14 protein-coding genes are annotated in these 16900 nt (G+C 70.1%); 12 read left to right on the forward strand and 2 right to left on the reverse strand.

The features are described 5' to 3' along the window. Positions 1–57: 57 nt before the first annotated feature. Together V8688_RS14865 and V8688_RS14870 are read right to left on the reverse strand one after the other, a co-directional pair. Positions 58–1845, reverse strand: coding sequence for a hypothetical protein (locus V8688_RS14865; protein WP_342801041.1), 1788 nt, complete (start codon positions 1843–1845; stop codon positions 58–60). Continuing rightward, positions 1842–2240, reverse strand: a complete 399-nt coding sequence (locus V8688_RS14870) for a hypothetical protein (RefSeq protein WP_342801042.1) — start codon at positions 2238–2240, stop codon at positions 1842–1844. The genes V8688_RS14865 and V8688_RS14870 overlap by 4 nt, the downstream gene beginning before the upstream one ends. 295 nt (positions 2241–2535) lie before the next feature. Here V8688_RS14870 and hrcA point away from each other — a divergent pair, with 295 nt between their 5' ends. From hrcA to V8688_RS14930, 12 genes are all read left to right on the forward strand, one after another. After that, entirely contained in the window at positions 2536–3570 is a 1035-nt protein-coding gene (hrcA, locus tag V8688_RS14875; RefSeq protein WP_218717363.1) for a heat-inducible transcriptional repressor HrcA, read from the forward strand. Positions 3571–3700: 130 nt separating this feature from the next. After that, complete coding sequence (gene dnaJ, locus V8688_RS14880; protein WP_218717362.1) at positions 3701–4855, forward strand: molecular chaperone DnaJ; 1155 nt, start codon at positions 3701–3703, stop codon at positions 4853–4855. A 4-nt stretch (positions 4856–4859) separates the two neighbouring features. Continuing rightward, positions 4860–5600, forward strand: a complete 741-nt coding sequence (locus tag V8688_RS14885; protein ID WP_218717361.1) for a 16S rRNA (uracil(1498)-N(3))-methyltransferase — start codon at positions 4860–4862, stop codon at positions 5598–5600. A gap of 210 nt (positions 5601–5810) precedes the next feature. After that, positions 5811–6872, forward strand: a complete 1062-nt coding sequence (locus V8688_RS14890) for a PhoH family protein (RefSeq protein WP_218717394.1) — start codon at positions 5811–5813, stop codon at positions 6870–6872. A 63-nt stretch (positions 6873–6935) separates the two neighbouring features. Next, entirely contained in the window at positions 6936–7490 is a 555-nt protein-coding gene (gene ybeY, locus V8688_RS14895; protein ID WP_189033070.1) for an rRNA maturation RNase YbeY, read from the forward strand. Then, a complete protein-coding gene (locus V8688_RS14900) occupies positions 7487–8860 on the forward strand; it encodes a hemolysin family protein (protein WP_218717360.1) in 1374 nt (457 codons plus the stop codon). The genes ybeY and V8688_RS14900 overlap by 4 nt, the downstream gene beginning before the upstream one ends. Continuing rightward, positions 8853–9188 (forward strand): cytidine deaminase, encoded by a 336-nt coding sequence (locus tag V8688_RS14905; RefSeq protein ID WP_218717359.1) that lies wholly within the window; start codon positions 8853–8855, stop codon positions 9186–9188. The genes V8688_RS14900 and V8688_RS14905 overlap by 8 nt, the downstream gene beginning before the upstream one ends. Beyond that, a complete protein-coding gene (era, locus tag V8688_RS14910; protein WP_316573910.1) occupies positions 9181–10086 on the forward strand; it encodes a GTPase Era in 906 nt (301 codons plus the stop codon). The genes V8688_RS14905 and era overlap by 8 nt, the downstream gene beginning before the upstream one ends. Positions 10087–10176: 90 nt before the next feature. Continuing rightward, positions 10177–13008, forward strand: coding sequence for an ABC transporter substrate-binding protein (locus V8688_RS14915; RefSeq protein ID WP_342801043.1), 2832 nt, complete (start codon positions 10177–10179; stop codon positions 13006–13008). A gap of 158 nt (positions 13009–13166) precedes the next feature. Next, on the forward strand, positions 13167–14861 hold the full coding sequence (locus V8688_RS14920; RefSeq protein WP_342801044.1) for a serine/threonine-protein kinase: 1695 nt from the start codon (positions 13167–13169) through the stop codon (positions 14859–14861). After that, positions 14848–16056, forward strand: a complete 1209-nt coding sequence (locus V8688_RS14925) for a hypothetical protein (protein ID WP_342801045.1) — start codon at positions 14848–14850, stop codon at positions 16054–16056. Before V8688_RS14920 ends, V8688_RS14925 begins: the two co-directional genes overlap by 14 nt. Beyond that, positions 16053–16900: serine/threonine-protein kinase (locus tag V8688_RS14930; RefSeq protein ID WP_342801046.1), on the forward strand; the 848-nt coding region annotated here is incomplete at its 3' end. The genes V8688_RS14925 and V8688_RS14930, both read left to right, overlap by 4 nt.

Consider the following 16900-nt stretch of genomic DNA (forward strand, 5'->3'; position numbering starts at 1 on the left):
GCCGGCGGCCGACCGGATCGGCCGCACAGACTCGATGCCTTCGGCTCACTGACATGGTCAGACCCGAGCCGAGGCCGCGTGCTGCGCGTCCGGCCCGCCGCCGTCCGCGCCACCGATTACACCCCCGACCACCGCCGGCCGCCTGTCGCCGAGGAGTGCGTCGGTATTCGCCTGCGTGATCAGGTATTCCGGCACCGCGCGCTCCGTCTCACCGGTCGGTGGCAGCCCGGGCCCCAATGGTCCGGCGTAGTACCACCGATCGAGTCCACGGGTCGGCGCCGGGACAGTCGGCGGATTCGCGCCGATGACCGGACCCACCGCCCCGGGCACGCTCCGTCCGGCTTCCGGACGACCGAAGGCGCCGTTGTCCACAGGACCGATGCCTGCCCCCGCCCCACTGCGCCCTCCCGGATGGAGGAAGGTGCCATCGTGTGCCGGCCGGTAGTGAGTGCCGGCCGCCGGGCGATCTCCCACCGCGGTCGCCGGCATCGACGATCCCGCCCTGCTGTCGCTGAGGTCGAGGGCGGCGCGGCCGAGCGAAGTCGCCGATCCCTCGATACCCGGGAGCGCGGGCACTGAAGAAGCCACTCCCGGACCACCCGGTTGCGAAAACCCCGGACCGCCGGGCGCCCCCGAGAACGCGGTACTCACGCCCGCACTCGACGACGACACCACGGTCGACCCCGCCACCGACTCCACGTCCGGACCCAGGTCGCCGCCCGATCCGAACGCACCCCGATCCTCGACCTCCGAGCCCGGATCACCCCACCCTGCCAGCTCCGAGCCAGGGCCACTCCACCCCGGCATCTCCGTGTCAGAGCCACGCCAGTCCGCCGCCGAGTCGGTGACCGTCGACCTTCCGATCGTCGAGCCGCTGTCATCCGCCGTGCCATCGCTCGTCGCCCTATCGTCCGCCGCGCCGATGCCCGGTGACGAGACCTGAACCGCCCGGTCCGCTGTGGTCGCTGAGGAACTCGTCCCACCACTCGCCGACACGGAATCCTCGCCTTCCACCGAGCCCTGGTGGTCGCTACCCGTCGCTGCTGGGTGGTTGCCTGCTGTCGGCTGTGCGCGGGCGGTTCCCGTCGCCGGCGGGTCGCTGCGCGTCGGAAGCGCGTGGTCGCCACTCATCGTCGGCGGGTGGTTGCCTCCCGTCGGCAGCGCGTTCTCGCGGTTCGAACTCCCGACGATCACCCACTGTCGGCCGGCATATGTGTCGGAAACGCACGGTCGAATCGGCATGGGCAGCACCGGAATCCTGCTGTCGATAGCACCGAACGGCACCACATATCGCTCCCGCATGGCGATCCTCGCGTTCTCCTCCGCGGACGCTGCCGCACGATGTGCGGTTGCCGCGTCCATCGGTGACATCGGATGCGCGGCGGCCCCGCTCATCGGCGACATGGCTGCCTCACCCATCGGTGGCAGCATCGGAGACTCGCCCCCGACGCTCATCGAGGAGATCGAGGTTCCCGCGCCGTCCACGACCAGCTCGGGGATCGCGTACTTCGTGGCGACGATCGCCTCGGCCGCGGCCCGGACCAGGCCCGGAAGCTCCAGCAGTGCCGGCGTCAACTCCCGCGCCTGCGTCACATACGCGCGCACGGCCGCTGCGGCCGCCTCGGCCGCCACTCCCGCCCATGCCGTCGCGAACGAGCCGTGCACGGCTCGTTCGAAGGCGTCCACCCCCTCGGCCCACCGTGCCGCGATCCGTTCGAACCGATCCGCCTGCGTGACCGCGTCGGTCACCTCGCGCGAGGTGAACGCCGCCACGATCTGCGCGTGACGCCAATTCCAGGCGTTCTCACCGCCGTCGGGAATCGTGCTCGGCTCGTGCCCGGTCACGGCAGTCGCTGCCGGAAAGTTGGTTGTCCCGCATCGGTTTCGGCCGCGCCGACCTGTCCGGCCCAGTCGTCGTCGGTGCGTATCAGCTCGTCCCGCGCGGACCGGCACGCGGACCGGAGTTCGGCGACGATGTCGGCATGAGCCGCCAGCACCGCGGCGATGCTGTTCGCGTCGCCGTCGGCCTTGGCGCGCAGCCGGGCCACGACGGTGGCCGCGGAGATCAACCTCGCGTCGTCCTCACCCAGACCCCATCGCGTCCGCGCGCCGATCTCCCCGGCCAGCGCGATGAGCTGGCCGATCACGCGCAAGAACTCCGCACACCCCCGATCGAATCCGGCGAACTCCGCCGGATTCAGCGCCACCCCCGTGGCGCCGTCGCTGCCGTTCCGCTGCATCACAAAGCCCCTCCCCGCCCGCCGTGGACACCCGAAAAACGCTGGTAAACAGCTGAATCAGTGCCGAACGTACGCCGCTGTCGACGGCGATACCAGACCCAACGCGCCACCTGTGGACAAACCGCGGCCTGTGCACAACTCCGCTCCGGCACGACCATGTGAGCGGGCGATCCGGGACTGGACAATTAGACTGGACAACGAGACGCTGCGAGCGTCCGCGTGGGAGTCTGTGCGTCGAACACAGCGGTACACGCGGGCCGATGACGTACCCGGCACGAGCGAGGAGGTGGGGTCGATGGCGTCGAGCACCGAGGATCGGCGATTCGAGGTCCTGCGAGCGATCGTCGCGGACTACGTCGCCACCAAGGAACCGATCGGCTCCAAGTCGCTCGTGGAACGGCACCACCTGGGTGTTTCCAGTGCCACGATCCGCAACGACATGGCCGTGCTGGAGGCCGAGGGGTACATCACCCAGCCGCACACCAGCTCGGGCCGCATTCCCACCGACAAGGGGTATCGCGAGTTCGTCGACCGGATCGCCGAGGTGAAGCCCCTCTCGGGCGCCGAGCGGCGCGCGATCATGGAGTTCCTCGAATCCGGCGTCGATCTCGACGACGTCCTGCGTCGCGGCGTGCGCCTGCTGGCCCAGCTCACCCGTCAAGTGGCGGTCGTGCAGTACCCCACGGTGTCGGCGTCGATCGTTCGGCACATCGAGGTCGTCGCGCTCAATCCGGCGCGCCTGCTGCTGGTGGTGATCACCGATACCGGCCGGGTCGATCAGCGCATCGTCGACCTCGGCGCGGTCATCTCCGACGACGATCTCGCCGCCGTGCGCGGCCTGCTCGGTGGCGCCATGGACGGCAAGCTGCTGTCTGTGGCCAGCGCCTCGGTGGCCGGCCTGCCGGAGCGAGCGCCCGCCAAGATCAAAGACGTGCTCGTCCGGGTCTCCACGGTGCTGGTGGAGACCCTGGTGGAGCATCCCGAGGAACGGCTGGTCCTCGGTGGCACGGCCAACCTCACCCGCAATGTCGCCGATTTCGGTTTCCCCGGCTCGCTGCGGACCGTGCTGGAAGCACTCGAGGAACAGGTCATCGTGCTGAAGCTGCTGGCCGCGGCGCAGCAGCCGGGCCAGGTCATGGTGCAGATCGGCGAGGAGACCCAGGTCGAGCAGATGCGCGGCACCTCGGTGGTGTCCACCGGCTACGGCGCGGCGGGCGCGGTGCTCGGCGGCATGGGTGTGCTCGGCCCGACCCGCATGGATTATCCGGGGACGATGGCCTCGGTGGCGACCGTCGCCCGCTACATCGGCGAGGTACTGGCCGAAAGGTGACGAGGGCCGGAATCGGCCCGAACCGCAACTGTTAAGGTCGGTACTTCGGCCGGTAAAGTTGAGTGGATTCGACTAAGGATGCGCCCGGCGCTCGGCTGGACCACAGCGACCAAGGACTAGAGAACTCACAGTGGCACGGGATTACTACGGACTGCTCGGCGTCGGCAAGAACGCCACCGACCAGGAGCTCAAGCGCGCCTACCGCAAACTGGCCCGCGAACTGCACCCCGACGTGAACCCGGACGAGGCCGCCCAGGCCAAGTTCAAGGAAGTTTCGACCGCCTACGAGGTACTGACCGACCCGGAGAAGCGCCGGATCGTCGACCTCGGTGGTGACCCGCTCGAAAGTGGCGGCGGCGGAGCCGGTTTCAACGGCGCGGGCTTCGGCGGTCTGGGTGACGTCTTCGAAGCGTTCTTCGGCGGCATGAGTGGCCAGGGTGGTGGCGCGCGCAAGCCGCGCGGCCGCGTCCAGCCCGGCGCCGACTCACTGATCCGCACCCGGCTGAGCCTGGCCGAATGCGCGGTCGGCGTCACCAAGCATCTGACCGTCGACACCGCCATCCTCTGCGACATCTGTCAGGGCGCGGGCACCAACGGCAACTCCAAGCCGGTGCGCTGTGAGACCTGTGACGGTGCCGGTGAGGTGCAGTCGGTGCAGCGGTCCTTCCTGGGCCAGGTGCTCACCTCGCGTCCCTGCCCGACCTGCCGCGGCGCGGGCGAAACCATCCCCGATCCTTGCCACAAGTGTGGTGGTGACGGCCGTGTCCGCGCGCGTCGCGAGATCGCCGCGCCGATCCCGGCCGGTGTCGCCAACGGCATGCGCGTGCGCCTTGCCGCGCAGGGCGAGGTCGGCCCCGGTGGCGGCCACGCCGGCGACCTCTACGTCGAGGTCGTCGAGCAGCCGCACGACACCTTCGTCCGTGACGGCGACGACCTGCACTGCACCGTTCGGGTCCCGATGGTGGACGCGATCCTGGGCACCACGGTCGTCGTGGACACCATCCTCGACGGCCCGACCGAGCTCACCATCGCGGCCGGCACCCAGCCCGGCGAGATCATCCAGCTGCGCGCCCACGGCATGCCCCGGCTGCGTTCGGGCGCCCGTGGCGACCTGCTCGCGCACCTCGACATCGTCGTGCCGACCAAGCTGGACGGCAAGCAGACCGATCTGCTGCGCAAGTTCAAGGGCCTGCGTGACAAGGATCGCGCCGAGGTGATGTCGTCGCAGTCCGAGCACAACAGCGGCCTGTTCGCCCGGCTGCGCGCCTCCTTCAGCGGACGCTGAGGCCGTGGCCGCGACGGTCTTCTACCTCGACGAGGTGCCCGAGCCGGGTGTCGTCGCCGTTCTGGACGGTCCGGAGGGCAGGCACGCGGCGACCGTGCGCCGGATCAAGGTCGGCGAGCCGATCACCCTGTCCGACGGACGCGGTGTGCTGGCCGAATCGGAAGTTGTCGCGGCCCAGAAGGACCGGCTCGAACTCGCGGTGCACCACCGGCGGATCGCTCCGCCGGTGACCCCGCGGGTGACCGTGGTGCAGGCGCTGCCCAAGTCGGATCGGTCGGAGCTGGCCGTCGAGTTGATGACCGAGGCCGGCGCCGACGTCATCGTGCCGTGGCAGGCGGCGAGGTGCGTCTCGAACTGGGAAGCCAAGGCCGCCAAGGGCGTCGAGAAGTGGCGCGCCGCGGCCAAGTCCGCCGCGCGGCAATCCCGGCGGGCCTACATTCCCGAGGTCGCCGACCTGCACCGCACTCGCGACCTGGTGGAACTGGTGCGCAGGGCCAAGGCCGAGGGCGCGATCGTCGCCGCCCTGCACGAATCCGGCGCGGGCAAGTTCACCGAGCTGCCGCTGGCCGCGGCGCGCGAGGTCGTCCTGATCGTGGGTCCCGAGGGCGGCCTCGACGACGCCGAACTGGCCGCTCTGGCCGAGGCGGGCGCGGACCCCGTGTTGCTCGGCCCGACCGTGCTGCGCACTTCCACGGCTGCCGCGGTGGCGCTGGGAGCACTCGGCGCGCTTACCCCGCGCTGGTAGATCACGGCCCCCCGTCCGCCGCCTTCCACTCGTGACCTGCGATCACCGGTCGATCGCGGTTCGGCCGATCCCGCCGTTATATCGCTGGGCGGTGTCGGTGCCGCGCGTTAAACTGAGCTCATCGAACACACAGTCGAGACCGGAAGCAGGCCATAGCCACTTTTGAAGAACTCAGGCGAGATCGGCGACCCCACCAACCCCGTATCAGGCATCGGCGCAGGCGGAAACAACGCGGGTCCCGCAGCGCGAACAGTGCGTTCCAGCATCGAACTCGCGCCGGAGTCTGTTTTCCCGTTCCTCGGCTCGGCCGACCAGAATCTCCGTCAGCTGGAGAAGCTTCTCCCGGCCGACATCCACGTCCGCGGCAACACTGTCACCATCACCGGTAAGGCGGGCGATGTGGCGCTGGCCGAGCGCGTCATCGAGCAGCTCGTGGCGCTGACCGGCCGCAATCGGGTGATCACCCCCGAAGCGGTCCGGCACACCGTCTCGATGCTCACCGAAGGCGTGTCCGAATCGCCCGCCGAGGTGCTGAGCCTGGACATCCTGTCGCGCCGCGGCAAGACCATCCGGCCCAAGACGCTGAACCAGAAGCGCTACGTCGACGCGATCGACGCCAACACGATCGTGTTCGGCATCGGTCCCGCCGGTACCGGCAAGACCTACCTGGCGATGGCCAAGGCGGTGCAGGCCCTGCAGTCCAAGCAGGTCACCCGCATCATCCTGACCAGGCCCGCGGTCGAAGCCGGCGAGCGGCTGGGCTTCCTGCCCGGCACCCTCAACGACAAGATCGACCCGTATCTGCGGCCGCTCTACGACGCGCTGCACGACATGATGGACCCGGAAGCGATCCCCAAGCTGCTCGCCTCCGGCGTCATCGAGGTCGCGCCGCTGGCCTACATGCGTGGCCGCAGCCTCAACGACTCGTTCATCATCCTCGACGAGGCGCAGAACACCACGGCCGAGCAGATGAAGATGTTCCTGACCCGTCTCGGCTTCGGTTCGAAGATGGTCGTCACCGGTGACATCTCGCAGGTCGACCTGCCCAACGGGCAGCGCTCGGGCCTGCGCGCGGCGGCGGAGATCCTCGTCGACATCGATGACATCCATTTCTCGGAGCTCACCAGCGCCGATGTGGTGCGGCACCGGCTGGTCTCCGACATCGTCGACGCCTACGACCGGTTCGAGTCCGACACCCGCGCGGTGCCCGGCCCGCACTACCCGGGCAACCGGGCGCAGCGGCGCGCCGCCGGGCGTGCGAACCGGGGGTAACTCACGCCACGCTGGCCCGATGCCGCTCCCGGCGGCGTCGGGTCGGCACCGTACCCTGAACAGGTGAGCATCGAGATCGCCAACGAATCGGGCATGGACGTCCCCGAAGAAGACCTGGTCAGCGTCGCACGTTTCGTCATCGGCCGGATGGACGTGCATCCCGCCGCCGAGCTGTCGATGGTGCTCGTCGATCTCGACACCATGGCCGACCTGCACGTGCGCTGGATGGACCTGCCCGGCCCGACCGACGTGATGTCGTTCCCGATGGACGAGCTGGAGCCGGGCGGTCGTCCCGACAGCCCCGAGCCCGGCCCGTCGATGCTCGGTGACATCGTCCTCTGTCCCGAGTTCGCGATGGGGCAGGCGCAGAAGGCCGGCCATTCCCTCGATCACGAGCTGGCACTGCTCACCGTGCACGGCGTGCTCCACCTGCTCGGCTACGACCACGCCGAGCCAGAGGAGGAGAAGGAGATGTTCGCGCTGCAGGCCCAGCTGCTCGAGGAGTGGTACGTGAGCCTGCGCGAGGAACAGCGACGCGCCGAACTGGCCGAGCGGGATGCCCAACTCCTCGGCAAGGCAGGTTTCACCGCACCGGGTGACGCACTGGGACCCGCGTGACCTCACTGACCCAGATCCTGCTGGCGATCCTGCTGATCGGGCTCGGCGGGGTATTCGCCGGGGTGGACTCGGCGTTGAACACGGTCTCGCGCGCCCGGCTCGACGACATGGTCCGCGAGGAACGGCCCGGCGCCGCGCGGCTGCGCAAGATCGTCGACGACCGCCCCCGGTACGTCAATCTCATGGTGCTGCTGCGCATTCTGTGCGAGATCACCGCCACCGTCCTGCTCGCCGCCGCGACCCTCGAGCTGTGGAGCGCGGGCACGGCACTGCTGGTGGCCGCCGCGGTCATGGTCGTCGTCTCCTACGTGGTGATCGGCGTCGGTCCGCGAACGCTGGGCCGCCAGCACGCCTATTCGATCGCGCTCGGCGCCGCGGTGCCGCTACAGATCATCGGCGCGCTGCTCGGCCCGGTGAGCAGAGTGCTGATTCTGCTCGGCAACGCGATCACCCCGGGTAAGGGATTTCGCAACGGCCCCTTCGCTTCCGAGATCGAGCTGCGCGAAGTCGTCGACATGGCCCGCGAGCGCGGCGTGGTCGCCGACGACGAACGCCGGATGATCCAGTCGGTGTTCGAGCTCGGTGACACCGCCGCCCGCGCGGTGATGGTGCCGCGCACCGAGATGGTGTGGATCGAGGCCGACAAGACCGCGGCCCAGGCGATGTCGCTGGCGGTGCGGTCCGGGCACTCCCGGATCCCGGTGGTCGGCGAGAACGTCGATGACGTGCTCGGCGTGGTGTACCTGAAAGACCTTGTCCCGTACGCCGATCGCAGCCGCAAGGTGACCGTGCGCGAGGTCATGCGCCCCGCGGTGTTCATTCCCGACTCCAAGCCGCTCGACGATCTGCTCGACGAGATGCAGCGCCGCCGCAACCACATGGCGCTGCTGATCGACGAGTACGGCGGCATCGCGGGCCTGGTGACCATCGAGGACGTGCTCGAGGAGATCGTCGGCGAGATCGCCGACGAGTACGACACCGACGAGACCCCGCCGGTGGAGGACCTGGGCGACGGCCGCTATCGGGTGTCGGCGCGGTTGTCGGTGGAGGACCTGGGCGAGCTGTACGGCCTCGACATCGAGGACGAGGACGTCGACACCGTGGGTGGGCTGCTGGCCCACGAGCTGGGGCGCGTCCCGCTGCCCGGGTCGAAGGTGACCGTCTACGGGCTGGTCCTGCGCGGCGAGGGCGGCGCCGACGCACGCGGGCGGATGCGGGTGAACACCGTGCTGGTGCGCCGCGAGGCCGACAAGGACAAGAAGACCGACAAGTCCCGCAAGGGCAAGACCAACGGCACCGAGCAGACCACCAACGGCACCGCGCCGACGGAGGTCACCGTGCCCGACGACAACGGAGAGACCGATGAGTGAACTGGACGCCGAAGACAACAAGCTGCTGGTGCTGGCCCGGGGCGCGCTGGGCCGCACCGGCGGCGCGAGCGGTGCCGCCATCCGCGACACCGATGGTCGTACCTACGCCGCGGGCGCGGTGGCGCTGACCGCGCTGCGCCTGACCGCGTTGCAGGCCGCGGTGGCCGCCGCGATCTCCAGCGGTGCGGAGGGTTTCGAGGCGGCGGTCGTCGTCGGCGGTGACGCCGAGGACGCGGGCATCGCCGCGGTGCGCGAGGTCTCCCCGTCGGCCGCGGTGATCCGCACCGATCGCGCCGGCGCCGTGCTGAGCGAGGTGCACGGTGGCTGAGAAGGAATTCCGTTCCGGCTTCGTCTGTTTCGTCGGCCGTCCGAACACCGGCAAGTCGACGCTGACCAACGCCCTGGTCGGCACCAAGATCGCGATCACCTCCTCGCGCCCGCAGACCACCCGGCACACCATCCGCGGCATCGTGCACCGCGACCACGCCCAGCTGATCCTGGTCGACACCCCCGGCCTGCACCGTCCGCGGACCCTGCTCGGCCAACGCCTCAACGATCTCGTGCGCGACACCTACTCCGAGGTCGACGTCATCGCCCTGTGCATCCCGGCCGATGAGAAGATCGGCCCCGGTGACCGCTGGATCGTCGAGCAGATCAAGATGATGGCGCCCAAGACCACCGTGCTCGGTGTGGTCACCAAGATCGACAAGGTGGGTCGCGACCAGGTCGCCCATCAGCTGATGGCCGTCTCGAAACTGCTCGGTCCCGAGGCCGAGGTGGTTCCGGTGTCGGCGGTCAAGGGCGAACAGGTCGAGGTGCTCGTCGATGTCATCGCCTCGAAGATGCCCGAGGGCCCGGCGTTCTACCCCGACGGCGAGATCACCGACGAGCCCGAGGAAACTCTCATGGCCGAGCTGATCCGCGAGGCCGCGCTCGAGGGCGTGCGCGACGAGTTGCCGCACTCGCTGGCCGTGGTGATCGAGGAGATCCAGCCCTACGAGGCCAACGAGGACATGCTCGAGGTGCATGCCCTGCTGTATGTCGAGCGGCCGAGCCAGAAGGCGATCATCATCGGCAAGAACGGTTCCCGCCTCAAGGAGGTCGGCACCAACGCCCGCAAGCAGATCGAGCACATCCTGGGTACCCGGATCTACCTGAACCTGCACGTGAAGGTGGCCAAGGACTGGCAGCGCGATCCGAAACAGCTGGGGAAGCTGGGCTTTTGACCGTTTGAGCGTCGGCGGTACGGGGTATCGTTCGGCGAATACGCCGACAGTGCCCGGCGTGCTCGCTGATCGCCCGGGGAGGCCGTCGAAGTGCCCGATGCCAATGATGTCGGCAAGCTGCTGGAGTTGCTGCGGGCGCTGGAAATCCCCGACACCAAGCCGCGAGTGCTGCGCACGCTACTGCGCGGACGCCGCACGCTGCCCCGGCCGATCGTCGAACTGGTCGGGGTACAGGGGCATTCCGCGCTGGTCGCCGACCTCTACAGCTGGCTGGGCGAATCGGGGGGCAGGCGGGCGACGCCGCGCGCCAAGGTCGATCTGCACGCGCCGGACCTGCCGCGCACCGCGCTCACGCCCGATCTCAGCGCGGTCAGCTCGCACGACGATCAGGAGATCGCCGGGCATTGTCTGCCGATCATCCAGCAGCTCGTCGCGGGCTTCGCCGCCGACGACACCGCGATGGGCGCGATCAAGTTCCCGCGCTACCGCACCGCCGATTGGCTGACGCGCCAACGGGTCACCAGCGACGAGTCCGAGGCGCCCGACGAATTGCGGCGCCGCCTGCCGAAACTGCTGCGCAGCGGATCGCCGACGAGCCGCTCCGACACCGCCGAAGGCGTCGCGGGCGACACGATCTCGCGGGTGGTGTTCGGGGTGCTCGCGCTGTGGCCGGTCCTGCGGCTGTGGCTGTGGGTGTCCGGGCGCATTCCCGGGATGTCGAAGGTGACCAGGTGGTTCCTGCACCAGCGCTACCTCGCACCCGAATTGTCCGGCAGCTTCCTGGGTTTCGCGTCCCGCCTGACCGCCTCGCACCGGGTCGACGAGAACGAGGAGCAGGTCGCCAAGCTGCTCATCCACGCGTTCCTCGAGGATCTGCGCGACGCGTATCGGCGCCGGATCTGGCGGCCGTCGAGCTGGCGGCGCACCGCCTACCCGGTCGCGCTGCTCGGCGGGCTCGCCGAGGGTAGCGACGGCGCGCGCATCCTCACCTGGATCAACGAGATCAGGAACGAGACCGGCCATTTCGATCCGCTGGTGCTCGTCGCCTTCCGCGACGAGGGCCCGAATCGGGAGGTCGGTGAACTCGGCGACATCGGCGAGCTGCGCACCCTGCGCACCCTGGAGAGTCTGGCCGATCAGCCGTCGTCGCAACCGCCGGACCCGTTGCAGAGCTGGGTGCGCGAGATCGACAACCGGCGCACCCACCGGCAGGCCGACGCCTGGTTCCTGCCGCTGCGCGCGCTGCTGCCCGCCGACACCCCGCCGCGGATCAGCGACCCGCGCTTCCGCGGTCTCGCGCTGCCGCCCGCACCGCCGATGGCGGCGCGCAGCTGGTTCGTCGGCCTGTGCGTGCTCATCCCGATCGCGCTGGCCATCGCCGCCGCGCTGGTCTACTTCCCGCCGCTGCGTGGCGCGCCGTGCTCGCAGTGGCCGTGGACCGGCGGGGTCTCGGTGAGCCTGCGCGACGGTGAGTGCGTGGGCTACAGCGACAACACCGCGCAGCTCTTCGCCGACGATCCCGAGCTGACGGCGATGCAGCGCGAGGTGTTCCGGCTCAACGAAGCGGCCGTGCAGGCCCGCGAGAGCAACCCCAACCGGCCGCTGGTCTCGCTGGTGTACTTCGCCGGTCTCAGCTATGCCGACACCAACGTGCGCTACCCGCACGCCCAGGTCGAGGAGCTGGCCGGGCTCGCGGTGCAGCAGCGCCGCGCCCTGCTGGCCTCCGACGAGTCCGAACCGTTGTTGCGTGTCGTCATCGCCAACGGTGGCTCCGACATGCGCCAGGCGACCTGGGTGGTCGAGCACGCGCTGCGCGGTCTGGTGGCCGACGATCCCAGCGTGCTCGGCGTGGTCGGTATCGATCGCAGTACCGACGAGACCCGCGCGGCGATCGCCCGGCTCGGTGAACTGGGCGTGCCCGCGGTCGCGACGACGCTGTCCGCCGACGGGCTCGACCAGGCCTCGCCCCTGTATTTCCAAGCGGCGCCGAGCAATACCGTGCAGGCCCGGCTGGTCGCCGACTACGTCCAGGGCGCGCGCGAGGCGAACGGCACCGCCCGCTACGACAAGGTGACGATCTACCACCCGGAAGCGGCCGACGACCTGTACGTGACCACACTGGTCGCCGATCTGCAGGCCGAGCTCAGCACCCGCGGTGTCGCCCAGCAGAGTCTGAGCTGGCGCGAACAGCAACAGCTCTACCGCTTCCCCGCACCGTGTGAGACCGAGGGTGCCGACCGGCGCACCCTGCTGTTCTTCGCGGGCCGCAACGACGATTTCCCCACCTTCGCCAAAGCGGTCAGTCGCGGCTGTCTGAGCGGCGCGGGTCCGGCGATCCTCGGCAACGACGCGGTCACCCGGCTGATCACCGACCCCAAGGCCACCGCCGCGCTGCCCGCCAACCTGACGGTGCGCTATGTGGCCAAGGCCGCGCCGGTGATGCTCGGCGGCGCCGACTGTGTCAGCGGCGTGGGCAAACTCGGCAATCAGCCGGTGCCCTTCGAACACGAGCAGCTGTGCGTCGAACTGGCCGGACTCATCGAGGACCTGCGCGGCTACCCGGAACTGGCCGACTACCGCCCGACATGGGCGGGTGACCGCACCGGTCTCGCGTTCGACGTGAGCGGCCTGTTCCTGCAGGCCGTGCGCGCCAGCCGGGGTGTGCTCGCCGACCTGCCGCCGAACCGCACCGCCATCGCGGTGCAGTTGCGCGAGAGCGACTATCGCGGCGTCACCGGCACCCTGGGCTTCTCGACGCGGCGCGTCGCGGACGGCTCGTCGATCGCGGTACTGGTCACCACGGCGGTCGGCGGGCCCGGTCCGCAACGCTGCCTGATGATGTTCCCGCGCCAGAGCGGTCAGGACGGCTGCCCGGCGGGGACCAAGAGCGATCTCGAGAGCTGGGCTGAACCGGGGCGCTAGTGCGGTAATGCCGGAATTCCCGGACCGCGCCGCCGGATTCGTGCTGTTATAGTCGCTCGAACATGACCTCCGGGTGGGGACCGGCTTCAGCGGCGACCGATTCGGAAACGCTGCCGGAAGGGTCCCGGTAGTGCTGTGACCGTGGGAGACCGGGGCGGGTGAGTATCGCAGAGGGCGCGGAGTTCGCCGGGTATCTGATCGAACGGCGATTGGGCGCCGGTGGCATGGGCACCGTCTACCTGGCCCGCCATCCGCGGCTGCCCCGACACGACGCGCTCAAGATCCTCGCCGACGACCACGCCGCCGACCCCGAGTTCCGCGCCAGGTTCCTGCGCGAGGCCGAACTCGCCGCCACGCTGACCCATCCGAACCTCGTCGCCGTGCGCGATCGCGGGGAGACCGACGGCAAACTCTGGATCGCCACCCAGTACGTCGCCGGTTCCGACGCCGCCGAACTCGTCCGCACCGCCCCGACGGGTCTCGATCCGGCGCGAGCGGTGCGCATCATCGGCGAGGCGGCGCGCGGACTCGACGCGGTGCACCGGGCCGGACTCGTGCATCGCGACGTGAAACCGGCCAACATCCTGGTGGCCGAGGAGTCGGGGCACGCCGACCGGGTGCTGGTCACCGACTTCGGGATCGCGCGCCGCGCCGAGGACACCGCGACGCTGTCCGCGGGCGGCGGACTCACCGCGACCCTGTCCTATGTCGCGCCCGAGCAACTGAGCGGTGACCGGGTCGACCTGCGCGCCGACGTCTACGCCCTCGGCTGCTCCCTGTTCCAATTGCTGGTCGGTACAGTGCCGTTCGTCCGGCAGACGCCCGCGGCCATCATGTACGCGCATCTGCACGAGCCACCGCCGCGACCGTCGTCGATCCGGCCGGAGCTGCCTGCCGAGTGCGACGCCGTGATCGCGAAGGCGATGGCGAAGGACCCGGCGCAGCGGTTCGCCTCCTGCGGCGAGCTGGCCGCGGCCGCTCGCGCCGCGATGGACGGGCGGGTGCTGCCGCCGGCCGGGGCGGACCCGGCGTCGTCGACGGCCATCTCCGCTCCCGATCAACCGATTCCCGTCGCCACCGCTGGTGCCCCGGTGCGGGCGCAGCCGTCGGTGCAGGACGCCCCGGCCCAGGAGCGGTCCGGTCCGTCCTTGCCCGCCGGTTCGGGCTTCGGCGGTTCCTGGCCGCCCGCCCCAATGCCCGCGGCCGACCCGTTCACCGCGGCGCTGCTGCGCCGCCGGACGCCGCTGGGCAGGCTGATCCGCCGTCGCTCCGTCCAGGTGGCGGCCGCGGTGGTCGTCGTCCTCGGCCTCGCGACGGCGGTATTGCTCACCTCCGGCCCCGACGGTTCGGCATCGCGGACGGCCGTGACCACCTCACCGCCCCCGCTGCCACCGGCGACCGCGTGGGGTGCCTACAGCTTCGTGGCCGATACTTTCCCCGACCTGCTGCCCGCCTTCCCCTTCGGCGCCGGCTACCAGGAGCTGACCGGCTGCTACATGTTCGACGAGAAGTTCGACTTCGTGCCGACCGACAAGGCGGGACCGATCGCGCGGATGAGTTGCAGCGGAAATCGTGATCCCGCCGTCGCGATCACGGTCGTCTGCAATACCGACCGCTCCCGGATGCTGGTGCAGCCCAGCACCGATCAGGTCGAGGGCAACGAGGAGTGGCGTCGCCCCTCGGGCAGCGGAAACCTGCACTGGGGCAGCAATATCGGACTGGACAAGACCGTGACCGGATTCCTGCACGTCTACTTCGACGAACCGGCGCGCTCGTTCTGCCGGATCGATGTCAACGGCGGCGACAACGGCGCCGAACTGCGCGAGAAGTGGTGGACCGATGCGCCGCTGTGATCCCCGCGCGGCACTGCGGGCGGCCGCCCTGGTCGCCGCCCTCGCACTGACCGGCTGCACGGTGACGGGTACGCCCGAACCGGACCGGGTCGACCTGTCGACGCTGGATTACGGTACCTACCAGCATGTTCCGCTGGAGGCGCCGAACGGCGACGACTACTCGGGCCGGGTGATCGAGTCGGTGCGGATCGGCGAGGTGATGATCAATCCGGCCAGGGCCGACGCCGCCCTGTCCCTGCCCGCCGAATCCAAGCCCACGGTGCCGCTGCCGACCCCGGCCAAGGTGTCCGGTGTGCTGTCGGAGCAGGCCCGCGCCGTGCTCGACAAGTACGGCATGATCGCCGGATTCCAGGTCGCCGGTACCGATTCGACCCGCGCCAGGGGATTGTCGCTGCTGGCGCTGCGCATGACGGATTCCACCGCCGCCACCAAGGCCGCCGCCGATCTGGATGCCGCCGACGCGGTGGTCAGCCCCGACAATGTCGCCGTCACCATCCCGAACTACGCTGCCGCGCGCGCTCATTGGCGACCGACCGTGGCGAGCATGGCCGCCACCGTCGCGCGCGGCTCCTTCGTGGTGAGCGTGTTGGTCACGCACCCGACGCCGGATGCCGCGGCGTTGATCGGGCTCATCGGCAAGGCCTTCGACGCGCAACTGCCCGAACTCGATCGATTCGTCGCCACGCCGGTCGACCAGCTCGCGAGCTTGCCGCTCGACGGCGAGAAGATGCTGACCCGGTTGGTCCCCGAGAAGCTGGGGCGCTGGTCGCGGCCCGCGGTGCTGCTCATCGATCGGGAACAGATCGCCGGAGGTAAGACGCTGCTGCATGCCAGCGGTGTCGTGTACGGCCCGAACGTGAGCTACCTGAACGGCACCAGGCAGCAGCGATCCTCGGCCGACGCGTTCGCGATGATCGGCTTCGACGGGCTGATGCGGTATCCCGACGCGGTGGAGGCTCGCCGCGCCTTCGATCGCGGGACCCGATCATTGGCCGCCGACGGATTGCGGACCGTCACCGGTCCGGCCGGCCTGGCCGACATCCAGTGCCTCGACGACGACACCGGCCAGCCGGCCGTCCGCTACGCCTGCCGCGTGCTGCACGGCCGCTACGTCGCCACCGTGTTCGCGCCGCAGGAGCGGCAGGTCAAGCAGAAGGCAGCGGCTCAGTACAGCCTGCTGGTGCGCGCCGGATGACCGCACGGCTGCGGCCCGGCTCGGTCTTCGCCGGCTACGTGATCGAGCGGGTCCTCGGCAGCGGCGGGATGGGCACCGTCTACGCCGCGCGCCATCCGCGGCTGCCGCGGCTGGACGCGATCAAGGTGCTGAGCGAAGCGCACAGCGGCGCACCGGAATTCCGGGCGAGATTCATCCGGGAGGCCGAGCTCGCGGCCCGCATCGATCATCCGAACGTGGTCGCCGTGCACGATCGCGGCCTCGTCGACGGCGCGCTGTGGATCGCGATGCAGTACGTCGCGGGGACCGACGCCGCGGCGGTGCTGCGCGCCGGTGTGCCCCGCCCGGAGCACGCGCTGCACATCGTCACCGAGGCGGCCGCCGGGCTGGACGCGGCGCACCGGGCTGGGCTGCTGCACCGCGATGTGAAACCGGCCAATCTGATGCTGGAAAGGCGGCCCGGGGAACCGGACCGGGTCCTCGTCGCGGACTTCGGCATCGCCAAATCCGGCACCGACAGCACCGCGCTCACCGAGACCGGCGCCTTCCTGGCCACCCTGGCGTACGCGGCGCCGGAACTGATCCGGCTGGACGCCGTGGATCACCGTGCCGATCTGTATTCGCTGGGCTGCACGCTGTTCGAACTGCTCACCGGCCGCACGCCGTTTCCGCGCGATACCGTCGCCGCGGTGATCAACGCGCACCTGACCGAGCCACCGCCCCGGCCGACCCAGGTGAACCCGGGGCTGCCGCCGGCGATCGATGCGGTGATCGCCCGGGCCATGGCGAAGAATCCCGACGACCGGTACTCCAGCTGCGGCGCGCTGGCCGCCGCCGCGGCCGCCGCGTTCGGCGCGCCGGTGGC

It is taken from the genome of Nocardia sp. No.11, assembly GCF_038752175.1.
Lineage (GTDB): Bacteria > Actinomycetota > Actinomycetes > Mycobacteriales > Mycobacteriaceae > Nocardia > Nocardia canadensis.

Excerpts from the sequence above, each read along its gene's own strand:
- V8688_RS14870 (WP_342801042.1), bottom strand. The coding sequence starts at position 2,240 with ATGCAGCGGAACGGCAGCGACGGCGCCACGGGGGTGGCGCTGAATCCG.
- V8688_RS14925 (WP_342801045.1), top strand. The coding sequence starts at position 14,848 with ATGCGCCGCTGTGATCCCCGCGCGGCACTGCGGGCGGCCGCCCTGGTC.
- hrcA (WP_218717363.1), top strand. The coding sequence starts at position 2,536 with ATGGCGTCGAGCACCGAGGATCGGCGATTCGAGGTCCTGCGAGCGATC.
- V8688_RS14905 (WP_218717359.1), top strand. The coding sequence starts at position 8,853 with ATGAGTGAACTGGACGCCGAAGACAACAAGCTGCTGGTGCTGGCCCGG.